We start from the raw sequence: 21,080 nt of genomic DNA, 5'->3' as shown, positions 1-21,080 counted from the left end.
CGCCCCGGCGCACCCCGCCGCCCGGCCGCCACCCAGGACCGCGCTCGGCGGGCCCGCCGCCGGGGCCCTCTCCGCCCCCTCCGCCCGCTCCCGTCGCCCGACCGTCCCGCCCGGCGCCCGGGGACCGTCCCGCCCAGCGCCCGAGCCGCCTAGGAAACCCGTGCCGAACACGCCCGCGAACGACCGTCCCCACCCGTCCGACCAGCCGTTCCCGACCACCGTCGACGGCGTGCGGGAGTGGCTGGTGACGGCCGTCGCCGAGGCGGCCGGACTCGACCCCCGCACCGTCGACCCCGACCGCCCGATGGCCGAATTCGGCCTCGGGTCCCGCCAGTTGGTCACCATCGCCGCCGAACTCGCCGCCCACACCGGCCACCGGCCGGACACCACCGCGGTCTTCGACCACCCCACGATCACCGCCCTGGCCGCCGCCGTCCTGGCCCCGCCCGGCTCCACCCCCGGAACCCGCACGCGGGACGCCGCCTCCCGCGCGCCGTCCACCCCCGGCCCCGCCGCCCGGCCCGGCGCCGCCGGGGACGACATCGCCGTCGTCTCCATGGCCTGCCGCTTCCCCGGCGGCGCCGACGACCCCGAGGCGCTGTGGCAGCTGCTGGCCGAGGGCCGCGACGCCGTCACCGACGTCCCCCCGGGACGCTGGGACACCGACGGCCTGTACGACCCCGACCCGGAGACCACCGGCACGGCGTACAGCCTCCGCGGCGGCTACCTCACCGGCATCGACCGGTTCGACGCCCCGTTCTTCGGCATCCCGCCCCGCGAGGCCGAGGCCATGGACCCCCAGCAGCGACTGCTGCTCCAGACCGCCTGGGAGACCCTGGAACGCGCCGGGACCGTGCCCGCCACGCTGCACGGCAGCGCCACCGGCGTCTACATCGGCCTCTACGACAGCGGCTACCTGGCCTCGGCCGCCCTGGACCGCCTCGACGGCCACGTCGGCACCGGCTCCGCCCCCAGCGTGGCGTCCGGGCGCATCGCCTACTCCCTCGGCCTCGAAGGCCCGGCCGTGACCGTCGACACCGCCTGCTCCTCCTCCCTCGTCGCCCTGCACCTGGCCGCCCGCGCCCTGGCGGACGGCACCTGCGACCTGGCCCTGGCGGGCGGCGCCACCCTGCTCGTCACGCCGCGCGCCCACGTGGAGTTCAGCCGGCTGCGGGGCCTGTCGCCCAGCGGGCGGTGCAGCCCCTTCTCCGCCGACGCCGACGGCGTGGTCTGGGCCGAGGGCTGCGGCCTGGTGCTGCTCAAGCGGCTGGCCGACGCCCGGCGCGACGGCGACCGGGTCCTCGCCGTGGTCAAGGGCTCCGCCGTCAACCAGGACGGCCGCAGCCAGGGCCTGACCGCCCCCAGCGGCCCGGCCCAGGAGCGGGTGGTGCGCGCCGCGCTCGACGCGGCCGGACTCGAACCCGCCGACCTGGACCACGTGGAGGCCCACGGCACCGGCACCCGGCTCGGCGATCCGATCGAACTGCGGGCCCTCACCCGGGTGTTCGGGCCGGACCGCCCCGCCGGCCGGCCGCTCGCCGTCGGCTCCCTGAAGTCCAACCTCGGCCACACCCAGGCCGCCGCCGGGATCGGCGGCGTCATCAAGACGATCCTGGCCCTGCGCCACGAGACCCTCCCCGCCTCCCTGCACGCCGGGAACCCGGCCGAGCCCGCCGACCGTGAGGCGGGACCGCTGCGCGTCGTCGGCGCCCCCGAGCCGTGGCCCCGCGATCCGGACCGCGTCCGGCGGGCGGGCGTGAGCGCCTTCGGCATCAGCGGCACCAACGCCCACGTGATCCTCGAAGAAGCCCCCGCGCCATCCGGCACGCAGGAGGAGCCGGACACCCCCGCACCGGACGGCGCCCCGGGCGACGCCGCCGAGCAGGCCGGCCCCCGGGCGGCCCGGCCGGGCACCCCGCCGCCCGGGCCCCGCCCGCTGCTGTTCCCGCTGTCGGCCCGGACCCCGGCCGCCCTGCGCCGGCAGGCCGACCGCCTCGCCGAAGCCCTCACCGCCCGTCCCGGGACGCCCCTCGACGCGGTGGCGGCCGCCCTGGCACACCACCGCACCCACTTCGCCCACCGGGCCGTCCTCACCGCCGCCGACCACCCCACCCTGCTCACCGCCCTGCGGTCCCTCGCCTCCGACAGCCCCGACGCCCGGCTGCCCGAGGCCGTCGTGGGTCCCGGCACCCGCCCGCACGGCGGCAAGGTGGCCTTCGTCCTGCCCGGCCAGGGCTCCCAGTGGGCCGGCATGGCCCGCGACCTCCTCGCCCACGACCCCGTCTTCGCCGACGAACTCGACCGCTGCGACGCCGCCCTGCGCCCGTACACCACCTGGTCGCCGGCGGCCGTCCTGCGCGGCGACGACGGCGCCCCCGGGATCGAGCGGGTGGACGTCGTCCAGCCCGTCCTGTTCGCCGTCATGGTCTCCCTCGCCGCCGTGTGGCGGGCCCGGGGCGTCCGGCCCGACGCCGTCATCGGCCACAGCCAGGGCGAGGTCGCCGCCGCCTGCATCGCGGGAGCCCTCAGCCTCAACGACGCGGCCGCGGTGGTCGCCCTGCGCAGCCAGGCCCTCACCCGCCTGTCCGGCACCGGAACCATGGCCGTGGTGGGCCTCCCGCACGCCGAAGCGGAGGCGCGCCTGGCCGGGTTCGGCGGCCGGGTGTCCGTCGCCGCCGTCAACAGCGACCGCTCCACGGTCCTCGCCGGGGACGTCGAACCGGTCGAGCGCCTGCTCGCCGCACTCCACCGCGAGCAGATCTTCGCCCGCCGCCTCGACGTCGACTACGCCTCCCACACCGCCGGGGTGGAACCCCTGCGCCCCGGACTCCTCGCGGAACTCGACGGCGTCCTCACCTCGCCCACCCCCGTCACCTGGTACTCCACCGTCACCGGCGAACCCGTCACCGGGGAACTGGACGCCGGGTACTGGTACACCAACCTGCGCGAACCCGTCCGGTTCGGACCCACCGTGGCGCGCATGATCGCCGACGGGCACCGCTGGTTCGTCGAACTCGGCCCGCACCCCGCGCTGCTCACCGCTGTGCGCACGGTCGCCGGGGAGACGGACGACGGGGCCGGCCCGGACGGAACCGACGGCGTGGTCGCCGTGGGCTCCCTGCGCCGCGACGAGGACGGCGTCGCCTGCCTCGACCGCGCGACCGCCGAACTCCACGTCCGGGGGCTGCCGGTCGACTGGCGGCGCCTGGTGCCCCGCACCGCCCCGGCCGACCTGCCCACGTACGCCTGGGACCCGCACCGCTACTGGGCACAGCCGGCCGGCGCGACCACCGCATCCGGCCTGTTCGACCGGGCCGAGCACCCCCTGCTCGGCGTGCAGCTCCGCTCGGCGGACGCCTCCCGCTGGACGTTCCGCAACGAGTGGTCGCCCGCGACCGCGCCCTGGCTGACCGACCACGAGGTCTTCGGGCGCACCCTGCTGTCCGGCACCACCCTGCTGGAGCTGTGCCGCGCGGCCCTCGCCGCCGCCCGCCCGGAGAGCCCGCCGGACGTCACCGGCCTGCTGCTGTCGGCGCCCCTCGCCCTGCCCGCCACCGGCACCGTCGAGGTGTCCGTCGAGGTCGTCACGGCCCTGCCCGTGCCGGAGGTCACCGTGCACAGCCGGCCGCGCGGCCGGGAGGGCACCGACTGGGTGCTGCACGCCACCGCCTCGGGGCACCCGGCGCCCCCGGACCCGGGGGAGCGCCCACCGCTCCGCCCCGAGGGCGCCGACTCCCTCTGGCCGGAGGACACCTACGACCGGCTCGCCGGTCTCGGACTCGGCTACGGCCCCGCCTTCCGCGGCGTCCGCGAGGTGGTCCGCACCGACGACGACACGCTCCTGGCCCGGCTGTCCCTGCCCCGGACCGCTTCTGACGGCTCCGGCGACACCGCCGCGTACCCCGTCCACCCCGCGCTCCTGGACGCGGCGCTCCAGGTGGCGGCGGCGTTCGACGCCGACGGCCGCCGGGTGCTGCTCCCCGTCGCGGTGGGCCGGTGCTCCCTGCCGCCCGGCGGCGCGCGCGACCTCACCGCGGCCGTGCGGCGCACCGGCGCCTCCGGCACGGACGTCACCCTCGACGTCCGTCTCTGGGACACCGACGGGCTGCCCGCCGGCCGGCTGGAGGACGTACGGCTGCGGGCGACCGACCCGGCCGACCTGGCCGACGCCTCCGGGACCGCCCGGCACCTGTACGAGGTGACCTGGACGCCCCTGCCCGGCACACCGCCACCCGCCCCGCCGGCGGAGGGCGCCGCCTGGAGCGTCCGGGGGCCCGCACAGGACGCGTCGACCCTCACGGCCGCCCTCACGGCGGCGGGCGTGCCGCCGGCCGCGCCCGGCACCCGTCCGGACGTCCTGGTACGCCTCTGGCCGCTCCCCGGCGAGGACGACGACCCGGCCGCCGCCGCGCACGCGCTGGCCGCCGAAGCCCTCACCGAGGTACGGGAAGCGGCCGCCCTGCCGCCGGACCGGGCACCGGACCGGATCCTGTGGGTGACCCGCGGAGCGGTCGCGGCCCGCGCCGGGGACACGGTGCCCGGACTCGCCCAGTCGGTGCTGTGGGGCCTGGCCCGCGGCGCCCGCGCCGAACACCCCGGCCTCGGCCTCACGCTGCTGGACCTCGACCCCGCCGCCGATGACCCCACCGCCGACGACCCCACCGCCGACGACCTCACCGCCGACGACCCCGCCGCCGACCACCCCACCGCCGACGACCCGGCCGCCACCGTCGCGCTGCGATCCGCCGCCACCCCGCGATCCGCCGCCGCGACGGTGACCGACGCGGACGCGGGCGAGCCGGACGACGCCGCCCCGGCCGCCGTGCCCGCCCCGGCTGCCGTCCCCGCCCCGGCCGCCGTGCCCGCCCTCCTGCGCGCCGCCGCCCCGGACGACGAGCCCGAACTCGCGCTGCGGGACGGGGCGGTGCTCGTCCCACGGCTGGTGCGGACCCGTCCCGGTGCCGGGCTGCGCCGCCCGGCCGGGGACCACCGGCTGACCGGCTTCCCGGACGACCCGCGGGCGCACCCCGCCCCGGCGCCCGCACCCGGCCCCGGGCAGGTGCTGGTCGACGTCCGGGCCCTCGCCCTCACCGACGAGGGCGTGCCGGGCACCGTCGCCGGCGTGATCACGGAGTGCGGCCCCGACGTCGGCCACCTCGCCCCCGGCACCAGGGTGACCGCTCCCGCCGGGGCCGCACCCGGCCCCCGTACCCCGGCCGACGCCGCGTCGGTCACCGTGCTGCCGGACGGCGTGCCGTTCCCCGTCGGCGCTGCCGGGACGGGCCCCGCCGGCCCGCTCCCGCAGGTGCTGCCGGTCACCTCCGCCGGCGAAGCCGCCCGCCGGGCCCGCTCCCGGGCCGCCCGTCCCGTCGTCCTCGACCTCGTGGGCCGCACGGTCGCGGTGCCGGCCGACGGCACCGTGCTGATCACCGGCGGGCTCGGCACGATCGGCCGGGCCGCCGCCCGCCTGCTCGCCGGGCACGGCGTGCCGCGGCTGCTGCTGACCTCCCGCCGGGGCGCGGACCACCCGCACGCGCGGGAGGTGACCGACGAACTCACCGCGCTGGGCGCCCGGGTGGAGATCGCCGCCTGCGACGCGGCCGACGGGGACGCCCTGGCGGCCCTCCTCGCCGCGCTGGGCGACGACGCGCCGCTGCGCGGGGTCGTGCACTGCGCCGGAACCCTCGCCGACGCCGCCCTGGACGGCCTCACCGCCGACCGCCTGGCGGAGGTGCTGCGCCCCAAGACCGACGGCGCCGCCCACCTGCACCGCCTCACCGCGCACCTGCCCGTCGACCTGTTCCTGCTGATCTCCTCGGCGGCCGGCGTCATGGGCAACGCCGGCCAGGCCAACTACGCCGCCGCCAACGTCTTCCTCGACCAACTCGCCCACCACCGCCGCGCCCTGGGCCTGCCCGCCGTGTCCGTCTCCTTCGGCGCCTGGGCGGGCGCCGGGCTGGCCGCCGGACACGCCGACCGGGACCGGCTGGCCCGTCTCGGCCACCGGGCCCTCACCCCCGAGCAGGGCAGTGACCTCCTCGCGCTGGCCCTGCGCCGGGACTCCGCCCACCTGGTGGCCACGGCTCTGGACCTGCCCCGCCTGCGGGAGGCGGTGACGACCGGCCCCGCCGCCGCGTCGGCGCTCTGGCGCGACCTGCTGCCCGCGCCCCGTCCGGCCCCGGGCTCCGGCACGGCGTTCGCCGAACGGCTGGCCCGGCTCCCCGAGGCCGAACGCGGCGCACGCGTCCTGGCGCTGGTCCGCGAGGAGGCCGCCCGGGTGCTCGGCCTCCCCGACCCCGGCCCGGTCCGGCCCGACGAGCCGCTGCGCGACCTCGGCATGGACTCGGTGACGGCCGTCGAACTGCGCAACCGCCTCGGCGCCCGCACCGGAACCAGGCTCCCCGCCACCCTGCTGTTCGACCACCCCACCCCGGCGCGCCTCACCGCCCACCTGCTCACCCACCTCCGCACCGGCCACCCGGCCCCCGCCCGCCCCGGACCCGCCGCTCCCGCACCGGCCCCGGCCGACGAGCCGATCGCCGTCGTGGGCACCGCCTGCCGGCTGCCCGGCGGGGCCGACGACCCCGAGGCCCTGTGGCGGCTGCTCGCCGACGGCCGGGACGCGGTGGGCCCGTTCCCCGCCGACCGCTGGGACGTGGAGTCCCTCTACGACCCCGACCCCGCGACCCCCGGCACGTCCTACGTCCGCGAGGGCGGGTTCCTGGACGACATCGAGTCCTTCGACGCCGGGTTCTTCGGCATCACGCCCAAGGAGGCGGCGGCCATGGACCCCCAGCAGCGCCTGCTGCTGGAGACCGCGTGGGAGGCACTGGAACGCGCCGGGATCGTGCCCGGCGACCTGGCGGGCAGCACCGCCGGCGTGTACGTCGGCATGTTCGGCAGCGACTACGGCGCGGGCACCCGGCTGGACCGGCTCGACGGCTACGTCGGCACCGGCTCCGCGCTCAGCGTGGCCTCCGGCCGCCTCGCCTACACGCTCGGGCTGCACGGCCCGGCGATGACCGTGGACACCGCCTGCTCCTCGTCCCTGGTGGCGACCCACCTCGCCGTGCAGGCGCTGCGCTCCGGGGAGTGCGACCTGGCCCTCGCGGGCGGCGCCACCCTGATGGTCACCCCGCAGACCTTCGTCGAGTTCAGCCGCCTCGGCGGGCTGTCCCCGACCGGCCGCTGCCGCTCCTTCGCCGACGACGCCGACGGCGCCGTGTGGGCGGAGGGCGCGGGCATGGTCGTCCTGAAGCGGCTGGGCGACGCGCACCGCGACGGCGACCTGGTACTGGCCGTGCTGCGCGGCACCGCCGTCAACCAGGACGGACGCAGCCAGGGCCTGTCCGCCCCCCACGGCCCGGCCCAGGAGGACGTGATCCGGCGCGCGCTGGACCGCTCCGGCCTCCGGCCCGCCGACATCGACCACGTCGAAGCACACGGCACCGGCACCACCCTCGGCGACCCGATCGAGGCGAACGCCCTGGCGCGGGTCTTCGGCGGCGGACGCCCGGACGGCCGTCCGCTGTACCTGGGATCGCTCAAGTCGAACATCGGCCACGTGCAGGCGGCGTCCGGGATCGCGGGACTCATCAAGGTCGTCGAGTCGCTGCGGCACGGAACCCTGCCGCGCACCCTGCACGCCGGCACCCCCAGCAGGCACGTCGACTGGGACTACAGCGGGCTGCGGCTGCTGCACGAGCCCGTGGCGTGGCCGCCCGGCCACCGGGTGCGGCGGGCCGGGGTCAGCGCCTTCGGCATCAGCGGCACCAACGCGCACGTCGTCGTCGAGGAGGCCCCGCCCGCCCCGGTGGCGGCCGCCGGGACCGGAGGCGACCCGGGTACCGAACCGCCCGCGCCGGGACGGAACCTGTTCCTGCTGTCCGCGCGCAGTGAACCCGCCCTGCGCGGCCAGGCCGCCCGGCTGGCCCGGCACCTGGACCACGCCACGTCCCTGCCGGACGTGGCCCGCACCCTGGCCCGGCACCGCGGCCACTTCGAGTGGCGCGCCGGACTCGTCGCCCGGGACCGCGACGCGCTCCTCACCCACCTCGACGCGCTGGCGAGCGGACGCGTGCCCGTGGCGCCCGCCGCCGCCGACCCGGCGGGCAAGGTGGCCTTCGTGTTCGCCGGACACGGCGGGCAGTGGCCCGGCATGGGCCTCGAACTCCTGGGCCAGTCACCGGAGTTCCACGAGGAACTGCACCGCGTGGACGAGGCCGTGCGGCGGCACGCCGGATGGTCCGTGCTCAACGTGCTGCGCGCACCCGAGGAGTTCTCCCCGCTGCAGCGCACCGAGTACCTCCAGCCGGTGCTGTTCGCGCTCAACGCGGCCCTCGCCGCCGCCTGGCGGGGCCTGGGCGTCCGCCCGGACGCGGTCGTCGGGCACAGCCTCGGCGAGATCGCCGCCGCCTACACCGCGGGCGCCCTCGGCCTCGACGACGCGGTGAGCGTGGTGACCGCCCGCGCCCACGCCGTCGTCCCGCACGTCGGACACGGCGGCATGCTGGCCCTGGAACTGCCGCCGGACGAGGCCGAGGCCCTCCTGGCCCCCGCGGAGGGACGGCTGTACGTGGCGGCCGTCAACGGCCCGCACGCGACGGCCGTCTCCGGCGAGTCGGGCGCGCTGGCCGCGCTGCGCGCGCACCTGGAGGAGCGAGGTGTCGGCGTGCGCCCCCTGTCGACGCCCTTCGCCTCCCACACGCCGCTGATGGAGCCCCTGCGCGACGGATTCCTGGAACGGCTCGGCCCCGTCCGGCCCTGCCCGGCCGGCCTCACCGTCTACTCGGCCGTGCACGCCGAACCCGTCCCCGGCGAACGGCTCGACGCCGCCCACTGGTTCGACAACCTGCGCCGCCCCGTCCGCTTCGCCGACACCGTCCGCCGCCTGCTCGACGACGGCTACCGGCACTTCGTCGAACTCAGTCCGCACCCCTCGCTCACCGCCGCCGTCGAGGCGGTGGCGGCCGAGGCCGGGACCACCGTGTCCGTCGTGGGCTCGCTGCGACGGCAGCAGGACGGCCGGGACGTACTGCTGCGCCGCGCCGGGGAGCTCTACGCGGGCGGCCTCACACCCGACCCGACCATCCTGTTCCCGACCGGACGGCCCGTCGTCCTGCCCACCTACGCCTTCGCCCGCTCCCGGCACTGGATCGCCCCCGCCCCGGCCGCCGTCCCCGGCGACCAGCCCCTCGCGGGCACCCACGTGGAGGCCGCCGACGAGCCCGGACGGCACCTGTTCCAGAGCGAGATCGACCTGCGCGACAGCCGCTTCGCCCACCTGGCCGACCACCGGGTCACCGGTGAGGTGTGGCTGCCCGCCGCCGCCTTCCTGGAGGCGGTCCTGGAAGCGGCCGCCGTGCTCGGTCCCGGGGAAGGCGCGGAGCTGACCGACGTCGGTTTCCTGCGCCCCCTGCGCCTGCCGGAGGACGGACCGGTGCGGCTGCAACTGGTACTGCGGCCCGCCGAGAACGGCGGCCACGAGGTCACCGCCCTGGCCGCCGCCCCCGGCGCCCGCTGGGAACGGCACCTGACGGGCCGCCTGCGCACCGCGCCCCCCGCCGCCCCGACGGCCCCCGAACCGCCCACCGCGCTGCGCGCCCGCTGCACCCAGGAGGCGGACCTGCCCGCCCTCTACGACCGGTTCGCCGCCCTCGGCATCGACTACGGCCCCGCCTTCCGCGGCCTCGCCGAGGGCCACCGCACCGACGGCCTCGCCGTCGCCCGCCTCATCGGACGGCCCTCCGAAGGGCACCTGATCCACCCGGCGCTCCTCGACGCCGCCCTCCACACCGCCGCCCTGCCCGGCGGAGCACCCGAGGGGCGGGCCTTCGTCCCCGCCGGCATCGGCCGGCTCCGGTTCACCGGACGGAACACCGCCCCGGCCTGGGTGACCTGCGCCCTGCGCTCGGCGTCCGGTGACGGAGCCCGGTACGACCTGCGGCTGTGGGACGCCGACGAACAGCTCGTCCTGGAGGCCGAGGAACTCCGGCTCGCCGCCCTGTCGCCCCTCGACGGCGCCCTGTTCGAGACCCGCTGGCAGCCGCGCCCCGAGCCGTCCGGACGGCCCGCCGACGGGAGCTGGCTGATCCTCGCCGACGACACCGGCGTCGCGGCCGACCTGACCGGCCGGCTCGGCCCGGCGGCACCGCACGTCGTCGCCCGGCGCGGGCCGGAGTTCGCCGCCGAGGGCCCCGGCCGCTACGTCCTCGACCCCGCCGACCCGGACCAGCTGACCCGGCTCCTGGACGAGGCGTTCGCCGACACCCCGCCCGCCCGCGTGGTCCAGCTCAACGCCCTGGACGCCCCGGGCATCGCGGACGGGCGCACCGCCGACGAGGCGGCCCGGCTGTGCTGCCTCACCACCCTCCACCTGGTCCGCGCGCTCACCGGACGCGGCCGGGCGCCCCGCCTGTTCGTGGTCACCCGGGGCAGCCAGGCGGCCGGCGACAGCACCCGGGTCGCCCACCCCCAGCAGGCCCTCGCCTGGGGCTTCGGCCTCACCGTCGCCCAGGAGCACCCGGAACTGACCACCACCCTGATCGACCTGCCGGAGACGGGCGGCACCGACGCCCTGTGGACCGCCCTCGCCCACGCCGACGACGAACGCCTCGTGGCCCTGCGCGACACCGGGCGGCTGGTGCCCCGCCTGGCCCGCACCCGCCCCGACGACGACGGCGCCCCGACCTCCCCGGACGGCGTCCACCTCGTCACCGGCGGCCTGGGCGGCCTCGGACGGGTCGTCGCCGAGCGGCTGGTCCGCCGCGGCGCCCGACAACTCGCCCTGCTGGGCCGCGGCACGCCCGACGCGGACACCGCCGCCTGGATCGCCGGGCTGGAGGCCCGCGGCGTCACCGTGCACCTGCCCCGCGCCGACGTCGCCGACCGCGCCGCCCTCACCACCGCCCTGGACGCCCTGCGCCGCGACGCCGGGCCCCTCGCCTCGATCGTCCACGCGGCCGGCGTCCTCGACGACGCCACGCTCGCCCACCTGACGGAGGCCCGCGTCCGCCGCGTCCTGGCACCCAAGGTCCTCGGCACCGCTCTGCTCACCGAACTCGCCCCCGAGGCGCGCAGCGTCGTCCTGTTCGCCTCCGCCGCCGGACTCCTCGGCTCGGCCGGGCAGGCGCCCTACTCCGCCGCCAACGCCTTCCTCGACGCCTGGGCCCACCACCTGTCCCGCGCCGACCGCCGCGCGCTGAGCCTGGACTGGGGCGCCTGGAGCGGCGTCGGCATGGTGGCCGCGTCCGACGCGCGGGCCGCCGGGACCGGCCGCTCGGGTCTCGCGGCGTTCACCCCGGAGGAGGGGGGCGCCCTCTTCGACCGGGTCCTGGGCAGCACCCGGCGCCAGCTCGCCCCGCTCGCCCTGGACCGGGAACTGCTGGCGCTCGCACCCGACCTGGTGCGCACCCGCCCCCTGCTCGGCGACCTGGCCGACGGCACGGCCGCACCCGGCGCCGCCGACGGCCTCGCCGCCAAGGCCCTGGCCGCCACCACCGACGACGACCGCACCACCTGGCTGGAGGCGTACGTACGCGCCCGGATCACCGCCGTCTCGGGCGGCGCCCTCGACGTCCCGGTGACCGCGGCACTGAAGGAACTCGGCCTGGACTCCCTGATGCTGGTCCGGCTGCGCAACGACTTCGCCCGCGACCTGGGCATCGAGATCCCCGCCGCCGAGGTGTTCGCGGCCACCGACACCCGCGGGCTCACCAGGATGCTGGCCTCCGCCCTCCCCGGCCGGACGGCCGCCCCGGCACCGCGACCGGCACCGGGCCCCGGGACGCGCCCTCCCGTGCCGGTGCCCGACCGCGAGGTGTTCCCGGCGACCCGTGACGTCGTCCGCCTGCTGCGCAGCGCCCGGCCCGGCATGCCCGCCGCCGCCCACGCCATCGGCCTCGCGGTCCGCGTCACCACCCCCGTCACCCGCGAGCACCTCACCGGCGTCCTCGCCCGCCTCGCCGCCCGCCACGCCGCCCTGCGCACCGCCGTCGTGCCCGGCGCGGGCGGCGGCCCGCTGCTGCGCGCCGACCGCGAACCCGGCGGGCCGCTGCTGCGCTGGACCACGGTCCCCGACCCCGAGGACCTGGACCCCGCCGAACGGCTCCGGGCGCTGCTGGAGCCGCCGTTCGACCTGGCGGTCACGCCCCTGTGGCGGTTCGAGTTCGTGGACGGCGGCGCCCGCGGCCGCTTCCTCCTCTACGGCGCCCACCACGTCGTCGGCGACCTGCAGTCCCTGCTGCTCGTCGCCGGGGAGATCGACGCGGAACTGTCCGGCACCGTGCTGGACGGCACGCCCGACAACCACGACCTCGCCCTGCTGACCGAGGCCCAGCAACCCGCCGCGGCCGGCCCCGCCTCGGGTGATCCCGCCGCGGTCGGCCCCGCCTCGGGTGATCCCGCCGTGGTCGGCTCTGCCTCGGGTGATCCCGCCGTGGCCGGCCCCGCCGTGGCCGGCCCCGGTGCGGGCTCCGGGACGGGCGATGCCGGGGCCGCCGAGTGGCGTGCGGCCTTCGAGGGCGCGGCCCGGCTGGACCTGACGCTCACCCGCCCGCGCCCGGCCCGCCGGACCTACCGGGCGGGCAGCGTCACCGTGCCCCTCCCCGACGACCTCACCGCACGCATCGCGACCGCCGCGAGCCGGCTGGCCGTCACCCCCGCCGCCTTCTGCCTGGGCGTCCTCACCGTCCTGCTGGCCCGGCTGCGCCGGCGGGAACGCTTCGTCCTCGCCGTGCCCGTGGACACCCGCATCCACGCCGACGCCCAGGGCGCCGTCGGCTTCTTCGGGGTACCGGTGCCGTTCCCGGCGGGCGCCCGGGAGGGGGAGAGGATCGAGGAGGTGCTGCGCCGCACCGACCGGCGGCTGCGGCGGATCCTCGCCCGGGGCGCCATGTTCTCCGACGTGCTGCCGCTCCTGGCCCGGCAGGGGCTGCACCGGCCCGAGGCACCCCTGGTGGAGGTCTACTTCAACTACGTGCGTTCCGGTGCCGCCCGGCCGGAGCATCTGGAGGTGCTGCCCGCCGGCATCGGCTGGTCCGACCTTGACCTGATGGTCACCATGACCCCGGACGCCGGGCGGATCCGGCTGGACCACAACCTCGACATCCTCGACGCCCGGGCGACGGGCGACGTGGCCCGCGCGTTCCTGGACCTGCTGGGAGCGGCGGCCGACGACCCCTCGGCGACGGTCGCCCGGGAGCCGGAATCCGGCACGGGCAGAGGGGCGGACGCCGAGGCCGACACCGAGGCCGACACCGAGGCCGGCACCGAGGCCGACAGCGTTTCCGGTGCCGGTGCCGGTGCCGGTGCCGGTGCCGGTGCCGGTGCCGGTGCCGGTGCCGGTGCGGATGCCGCTGCCGATGCCGGCTCCGACGCGGCCTCCGCCCCCGTCGCCGCTACCCGTCCCGGTGTCGATTCCGGTGTCGGTTCCGATGCGAGGGGTGCCACAGCCGGTCAGGCCGGGCCCCCCGGCCGGGACACGGAGCTCCGCCTGGCCCTCGCCGCCACCTTCGCCACGGGCCGGCTGCCCCTGCTGTGCGCCACGGCCGTCGAGGCCCGGCGGCAGGACGCGCCGGGCACCGGGGAGGACGGCCGGGTGACGGTCGCGGAGGCCCCGTACCACCAGGTGCTCGCCGCGCTCCGTGACCCGTCCGGTGTCCTCGCCGATCCGCGGACGGCCGTGGGCGTCGTGCTGCTGCGCGCTGCCGACCTCACCCGGTTCGGCCCCGTCGACGAGGCCGTACTCGCCGAACTGGGCACCGCCCTCCCGGACGCCCTCCGCGAGCTGGCCGCCCGGACGGGGAAACCGTTCGTCGTGGGCGTCCTGCCGACAGCCCGCCCCGAGGACCGGTTCACCGCGTGGGAGCGGGGCGTGACGGAGGCCCTCGCCGAGCAGCCCGGCATCGCGGTCCTCGGCCCGGAGGACTGGACCCGGCACCACCCGGTCGGGGAACGTTTCGACGAGCGCACCGAACGGCTCGCCCACCTGCCCTTCACGCCCGAGTTCCAGGCGGCCGTCGCCCTGACCCTCGCGGAGGTCGTGGACGCGGTGCGCCGCCCGGTCCCGAAGGTGATCGCCGTGGACGGCGACGAGACGCTGTGGGGCGGCGTGGCCGGCGAGATCGGCCCGGAGGCCGTGGACCTCACCGGACCGCGGGCCCTGCTCGCGCGCCGCCTGCTCCAGTGGAGGCGGGCCGGGACCCTGCTGGTGCTCGTCAGCAACAACGACGAGGACGTCGTCCGCGCGGTGCTCGACCGCCCCGACAGCCCACTGGCACCCGAAGACTTCAGCGTGCTGTCCGCCGGCTGGGAGCCCAAGCCCGGGCGCCTCGCCCGCGCCGCCCGCAATCTCGGCCTCGGTCTCGACACCTTCCTCTTCCTGGACGACAACCCCGCCGAGATCGCCCGCATGCGGTCCGCGCACCCGCGGGTGCTGTCGGTGACCTGCCCGCCGGCCGCGCGACTGCCGGACCTGCTCCACCGGTTGTGGCCGCTGGTCCCGGCCGCGGCGACCGCCGAGGACGGCCTCCGGGCCCGCTTCTACGCACAGGAACGCGAGCGCGACGCCGCGCGTGCCGAGGAGGGCTTCGAGGACTTCCTGGCCGGACTGCGCCTGACCGTCGACGTCCGCCCGCTGGCCGACGCCGACGTGCGGCGCGGCGAGCAACTGGTCCGCCGCACCAACCAGTTCACGCTGCGCGCCCGGTCCGCCGACGGCCGCGACCTCCACCGGTGGCGGGCGGCCGGCGAGGTGTGGACGGCCGCGGCCCGCGACCGCTTCGGTGACTACGGCCAGATCGCCCTGCTCGCCGTCCGGGCGGACGGCGACCTGCTCGACGTCCTCGCCTGGTCGATGAGCTGCCGGGCCCTCGGCCGCGGTGTGGAGGAACGGCTCCTCCAGTGGCTGGCCGACCGTGCCGGTGCCCTGGGCTGCACCAAGGTGCGGCTGACGGCCGACCGCACCCCGCGCAACGCCCCCGCCCGTCGGCTGCTGGCCGCGCTCGGCGGCGGCACCCCGGACGACGAGCGGCTGGAGGCCATCGTGACCCCGGAGCACCTGCGCACCTTCCGGTCCTGGCGCGCCGCTGACGCCCCGCCGGCGCCCACGGACGCTGACGCCCCGCCGGCGCCCACGGACGCCGACGCCCCGTCGGCACTCACGGACGCCGACGCCCCGTCGGCACTCACGGACGAGGGACCGGCGACCGACCACCACCCGCGACCGCGGAACGGAAAGGACACCGACCAGTGACGGCACCGAAGGCGGCGGGGGACCCCGTGCGCGGGACGGACGAGGACGCGGCGGCCCGGGCCGAGGCGATCGAACGGGGCGGCGGCCCCCTCGGAGTGTCGGACCTGCTCACCCGGGTCGAGGCGGCCGAGGCGACACGGTCCGCCCGAGCGGACGCCCCGTCGGCCACGCCGGAGCCCGGGGTCCCCACGGCGGCGGAGGCGCCCCGCCCGGCCACGGCGGGCACATCCCCACCCGACGCTCCCACCCCGCGAGCCCCGCGTTCCCCGGGGGCTCCGCACGACCTCGCTGCCGCCATCGCCGTGCTGGCCGCCCGCTTCCTGCCCGACGGGCACCTCGCCGCCGACGCCGACTTCTTCGACGCCGGCGGCACCTCCGTGCAGGCCGTCGAGCTCGCCGCCGCCCTGGAGGACGAACTGGGCCTGGTCCTCGACCTCGACGACCTCTTCGCCGACGCCCGCCCGAACAGCCTCGCCCGCCGCTGCCGGCCCGCCGCGGGCCCCGCGGCCGGCTCGCGGACGACCGCGGTCGCACCGGCCCCGGACACCGGTTCGGCGTCCACCGCCGAGGCGTCGCCGCCCGCGAGCGTCCCCGTCCCCGCAGCAGGATCCGCGCCGCGGTCACCGGCGGCCCCCGAGGGCGCCACGCCCGGCACCGTCAGCACGTCGGGCACGCCTCAGAGCCCGCCGCCACCGCCCCCCGTCCGCAGCCCCGCGCCCGTCGCCGTCACGGATCGGGCACCCGCCGGGGCCCGGCGCGAGGACCTCGACCAGATCCTCGCCGACCTGGCCCTGGCCGACCGCCTGCCCTTCACGGCGGACCCGGAGCCGGTGCCGCCCCGGCGTCTGCTCCTCACCGGCGCCACCGGCTTCCTCGGCGGTCACCTGCTGCTGGACCTGCTGCGGCACAGCGACGCCCACGTGTACTGCCTGGTGCGCGCCGCCGACGAGCGAGCCGCACAGGACCGTCTGGGCGAGGCCCTCCGGAACTACCGCCTGCCCTGGTCGTCGGAGGTGCGCCGCCGGATCACCGTCCTGCCCGGGGACCTGCGCCGCCCGCGTCTCGGCCTCACCGACGAGACCTGGACCCGCCTCGCGGACGACCTGGACGGCATCGTCGGCGTGGCCGCCGCCGTCGACTTCCTGCGGGGTTACCCGTCGCTGCGGCAGAGCAACGTCCTCGGCGCCCTCACCCTCGCCGAACTGGCCGCGACGGGGCGCCCCAAGCCGCTGCACCACGTCTCCTCCATCGCCGTGTTCAACCAGGTCGGGATCGTCTCGATGGGGGAGGACGACCCGCTCGCCCACGTCGACCGCCTCGTCGCGGGCTACGACCAGAGCAAGTGGGCCGCCGAGGTGGCACTGCGCCGGGCCCGCGACCACGGGCTGGTCGTCACCGCCCTGCGCCCGGGCGGCATCGGCGGCCACACCCGCACCGGCGCCTACAACCCGCAGGACCTCAGCAGCGGCCTGATCTCGGCCTTCGGCCGCTTCCGCACCGTCCCCGCCTTCCGACACCTCAACGTGGCGCCCGTCGACTGGGTGAGCCGGACGGCCGTCGCCGTGATCTGCGAACCCGACGCGTGGGGCTTCGACTACCACCTCACCGGTGTCCCCAACACCCTCGACGACGTCGTCCGGGACATGGCGTCCGGCGGCCTGCACGTCCGGGTGCGGGACTGGGACGAGTGGCGCACCGACGTCCTGGCCCGGCTCGAGGCCGATCCGGTCCCCCGACTGGACTTCCTCACCCGCGTGTTGCGCAGCCCCACCGCCCTGAAGCTGTGCGAGGCGACCCTCACGGGACCCGCGGCCGGAGCGGAACGCACCGCCGCCCTCGTCGAGGCCCTGGACCTGCCGCGCGCCGCCCGCTACGACGCCCGGGCGCAGCTGAGGACGTTCGAGCGGCTCGCCGAGGACGGCCTGGGGCGGCTGCCGGGCGCCGCGGACCCGCCCCTGCTGTGGTTCACCGAGACGACCGAGGGCACCGTCGGGCCCGTCGGCGAGGACACCACCGGCCCGTGCTCCATGGCGCTGACGCTGTCCGTGGCGAGCATGCACCAACTGGTCACCGAGCGCCGCGTGGACGTCCGCGGCGAGGTCACATGTCCCGCTGTGCACACCGGGCCGCTGACGGTGGCCCACGGCGAGCTGTGGGTACGCCCCGAGGAGGGCATCCCCGAGGAGCACGGCACGACGCACCAGCTCATCCGCTACCGGTTGCGGCTGCGGGACCCCGACGGCGGAATCTGGTGGCTGGAGGGACGCAAGCACGCCCGGGCGCGCCGCGACCTGTGGCGGCAGGCCCGCGCGCTGAGCGTCCGCATCGGCCGCGAGGGCGAACCGGCCGCCTTCCGCGGTGAGGTCGTCGTCCCCGCCGACTCCTACGTCCGGGACCAGATCGACGGCCTGCGGACCGACCCGCGGCTGACGGACCGGGAGGCGCGGGCCGCCAAGCTGGCCTGGCTCGCCTGGTTCGGCCTCGAAATGGGCCGCGGCCTGCTCGCCCCCTTCGCCCGGGTCACCGCGGACCTCCTCGACCTGCGCCGCACCACGACCCTCACGGAGCGCCACCGATGATCTTCCGTACCGCCCGCCCCGCGCCCCGGCCCGCCCTGCGCAGGGTCCGGTCGCGCCCCGCCCCGCGCCCGCTGCGGCACCGGCTCGACCCGGCCGCCGTCGAGGAGATCCCCCTGACCGCGGGCGACGGCGTGCGCCTCGCCCTCACCCGCGTCGGCCCCGGGGGCGGCCCGAACCGTCCGGCGGTGCTGCTGCTGCACGGCCACACCGCCTCCGCCGACATGTTCCTGCTGCCGGAGGTCCGCAACCTCGTCGATGTGCTGCTCGACGACGACTGCGAGCCCTGGCTGCTCGACTGGCGCGGCAGCTGCCGGCTGCCCTACAACGAGACGGGCGCGCGCTACACCTACGACGACGTCGCCCTGTACGACATCCCGGCCGCCGTCGAGCACGTCCGCGCCCGTGTCGGCGACCGGCCGCTGTTCGTGGTGGCGCACTGCATCGGCGCCCTCTCGCTGTCCCTGAGCATGACGGCGGGCCTGGTGCCGGGACTGGCCGGGGTGGTCACCCAGGGGGTGTTCCTCACCCCCAAGCTGTCCGGCCGCACCTCCCTGCGGATGTCGCTGGCGGGGGAGCTGCTCAGGAACCGGATCGACCACATCCCCGTCGACTTCCGCACCGTCGGCCTGTGGTCGAAGTACACCCCGCTGTTCGCCCTCGCCTCCCGAGGGGAGGGCTGCCCGGACCCCACCTGCCGGATCCTGCACCACTCCGCCTGGGGGAGTGGCGCGTCACTGTTCCGGCACGAGAACCTCGCGGCGGCCACCCACGACCGGCTCGCCGACCTGCTGGGTCCCGCGCCGCTGTGGATCCTGCCCCACCTGCGGCGCATCGAGCTGGCCCGCACCGTGGTCCGCTGGCACGACACCGACCACCGCTACCGCGCCCTGCCCGCCAACGCGCTGGACGCGGCCGGGCGGATCGACACGCCGGTGCTGCTGCTGTCGGGCAGCGAGAACGGGCTGTGGCTGGACTCGCAGAAGCTCTGCCACGAGGTCCTGACCCGCCGCCGGCCGCACCTGGACGTGCGGTACACGGAGATCCCGGGCTACGGCCACCTCGACACGTTCCTCGGCCGCGGGGCCGCCCTGGACGTGTACGGCCACATCCTGGACTTCCTCGCCGAACGGCGCTGACGACCGTCCCGCCGCCCGCTACGCTACCCGCCAGTAACCGGATCGCGCCGGACGTACCGGATCGCGCCGGACCGCACCCAGGAGGCGACGCCCATGCCCCAGTTCGCTGTCGACGGCGCGGACCTGACGTACGACGACGAGGGGCCCCGCGACGCGGCGGACGTCCCCCTGGTGTTCCTCCACGGCTGGACCGCCGACCGGCACCGCTGGGACCACCAGATGGCCCACTTCACCCCCGGCCGCCGGGTGATCCGCCTCGACCTGCGCGGACACGGCGAGAGCGGCGGCGCCGGGGTGCCCACCATCGACGTGCTGGCCCGCGACGTCGTCGCGCTGCTGGACCACCTCGGCGTCGACCGCTGCGTCCCCGTCGGCCACTCGATGGGCGGCATGATCGCCCAGACCCTGGCCCTCGCCCACCCCGACCGGGTCGAACGCCTGGTGCTGGTGAACTCCATCAGCCGCGTGACCTACAGCCGGGGGCGGGGGCTGCTGATGGCGGCGTCCACCCGGGTGCCCTTCAAGCTGTTCGTCGCCGCCAACATCCGGCGGGCCTTCGCCCCCGGCCACCCCCGGGAGGAGGTGAGGCGGTACGTCCGCGACTCGGCGGCCACGCCCCGCGAGGTGGTGATGACGCTGTACGCGGCGATGCGGGCCTTCGACGTCCTGGACCGGGTGGGCGAGATCCGCGTTCCCGTCCTGCTGGTGCACGGCCTGCACGACATCCAGCTGCCGGTGCGGCAGATGCTGCGGATGGCGACCCGCTACCCGGACGCGGTGATCCGCATCGTGGACGCGGGACACGAACTCCCGGTGGAGAAGCCCGCGGCGCTCACCGCCGCCCTGGACCGCTTCCTCACCGCCCCGGCCCCGGAACCGCGCGCGTAGGGCGGCCCCGGCGGGAACCGGGTGCGCCCGCCGGTCACTTGCTCCGCAGCTGCCCGAGCCGTTCCGCCCCGGCCCCCGGTGCCGACGCCTCCTCCTTCCAGGAGGTGTCCTCCGGCCGCAGGGCGCTGCGCAGGTAGGCGGTGGTGAGCCGCTGGACGAGGGCCACCCGGGCCGGGCTCTCGTCGGTCGTCTCGGCCGCCTCGTAGCCGGATATCCCGCCGAGCGAGTGCTCCGCCCCGAAGAGGGTGAGCAGGTCGGTGGCGCCGGGGCTGTGCAGGTAGGCGTCGGTGAACCAGTCCGGCCCGCGGGTGGTGAGCGCGGACCGGTCGTGGTCGCCGGCGACGACCAGCGTCGGCGTCGTCAGGGTGGCGAAGTGCGGCCGCATGAAGGGCAGGTGCTCGACGGCGAACGGCGTGAGGTCGTCGCCCAGGCCGGCCGCGGCGAGCAGGACGCCCGCGCCGACCCGGGCGTCGGACAGGTCCTCGCCGGGCTCGCCGTCGGTTCCGAGGACCCGTGCGCCGAGCAGGACGCCCGCCGTCTGGGCGCCCCACGAGTGGCCGGCCACGGCGACCCGCTCCCGGTCGACCCGCCCGGTGAGCCCGGGCAGGGCCTTCTCCAGCGTCTCGAGACCGTCCAGGACGCGGACCAGGTCCTCGACCCGGTACCGCCAGATCCGCGGTGTCCTCGGGTCGGTGGCGGGCAGGGCGAGCGTGCGGGAGTCGAGGTGGGTGGGCTGGAGGACCACGAAGCCGGCGGCGGCCCAGTGGTCCGCCAGCGGGCCGTAGTGGCGCATCGAGCAGCCGTGGCCGTGCGAGAGGACGACGACCGGCAGGCCGTCGCCGGCCGCCGGGGCGGACACCCGGACCTGGAGGTCCGCACCCCGGCCGGGGGCGGGCAGGACCACCGGCTGGACGGAGATCACGGGGTTCGGGTGACGGGTGTGCGCAGGATGCATGAGGGGCCTTCCGGGCAGCACGCCGGAGGCGCACCGCCGTCCGAGGAGAAACGGAACACTGCTCCGCTTACGATACGGATCGCTGTTCCGCTTTGCAATGACTCGGTGGCCCGTCACGGAAAGTAACTACCGCTGCGCGCCGAGTCGCCGTCGAGGGTGATCCACGGCACCATGGCCGCGTACGCACCCGGCGCGCCTCCCGGTGCCCCGCCCCGCGTCGTCCGCCCGGCGGACGGATCGGGCGAACCGGACGCGGGCCGTATGCGTGA

The 21,080-nt window shown here is 77.5% G+C and carries 5 protein-coding genes; 4 read left to right on the top strand and 1 reads right to left on the bottom strand.

The annotated features are described in order from the left end of the window. Window positions 1-160 precede the first annotated feature (160 nt). The 4 genes from AB0F01_RS21450 to AB0F01_RS21435 all read left to right on the top strand — a co-directional run bounded on the left by AB0F01_RS21450 (window position 161) and on the right by AB0F01_RS21435 (window position 19,856). Window positions 161-15,253 carry an SDR family NAD(P)-dependent oxidoreductase gene (locus AB0F01_RS21450; protein WP_362097983.1) on the top strand — a complete coding sequence of 5,031 codons (15,093 nt, stop codon included), beginning with the start codon at window positions 161-163 and terminating at the stop codon, window positions 15,251-15,253. Continuing rightward, window positions 15,250-17,832 carry a thioester reductase domain-containing protein gene (locus AB0F01_RS21445; protein ID WP_362097980.1) on the top strand — a complete coding sequence of 861 codons (2,583 nt, stop codon included), beginning with the start codon at window positions 15,250-15,252 and terminating at the stop codon, window positions 17,830-17,832. The genes AB0F01_RS21450 and AB0F01_RS21445 overlap by 4 nt, the downstream gene beginning before the upstream one ends. Next, entirely contained in the window at window positions 17,829-18,968 is a 1,140-nt protein-coding gene (locus AB0F01_RS21440; RefSeq protein WP_362097977.1) for an alpha/beta fold hydrolase, read from the top strand. Before AB0F01_RS21445 ends, AB0F01_RS21440 begins: the two co-directional genes overlap by 4 nt. 93 nt (window positions 18,969-19,061) lie before the next feature. Continuing rightward, a complete protein-coding gene (locus AB0F01_RS21435; RefSeq protein WP_362097975.1) occupies window positions 19,062-19,856 on the top strand; it encodes an alpha/beta fold hydrolase in 795 nt (264 codons plus the stop codon). 34 nt (window positions 19,857-19,890) lie between these two features. On the opposite strand, the gene AB0F01_RS21430 is transcribed toward AB0F01_RS21435, so the two are convergent. Then, window positions 19,891-20,811: a chlorophyllase gene (locus AB0F01_RS21430; protein WP_362097972.1), complete on the bottom strand. Its 921-nt coding sequence runs from the start codon at window positions 20,809-20,811 to the stop codon at window positions 19,891-19,893. Window positions 20,812-21,080: the final 269 nt, after the last annotated feature.

It is taken from the genome of Streptomyces sp. NPDC029526 (genome assembly GCF_040637405.1).
Taxonomy (GTDB): Bacteria; Actinomycetota; Actinomycetes; order Streptomycetales; family Streptomycetaceae; genus Streptomyces.
This window is presented reverse-complemented; position numbering and strand designations above follow the sequence as displayed.

Coding starts and splice junctions, on each gene's coding strand:
- AB0F01_RS21440 (WP_362097977.1), top strand. CDS start 17,829: ATGATCTTCCGTACCGCCCGCCCCGCGCCCCGGCCCGCCCTGCGCAGG.
- AB0F01_RS21435 (WP_362097975.1), top strand. CDS start 19,062: ATGCCCCAGTTCGCTGTCGACGGCGCGGACCTGACGTACGACGACGAG.
- AB0F01_RS21430 (WP_362097972.1), bottom strand. CDS start 20,811: ATGCATCCTGCGCACACCCGTCACCCGAACCCCGTGATCTCCGTCCAG.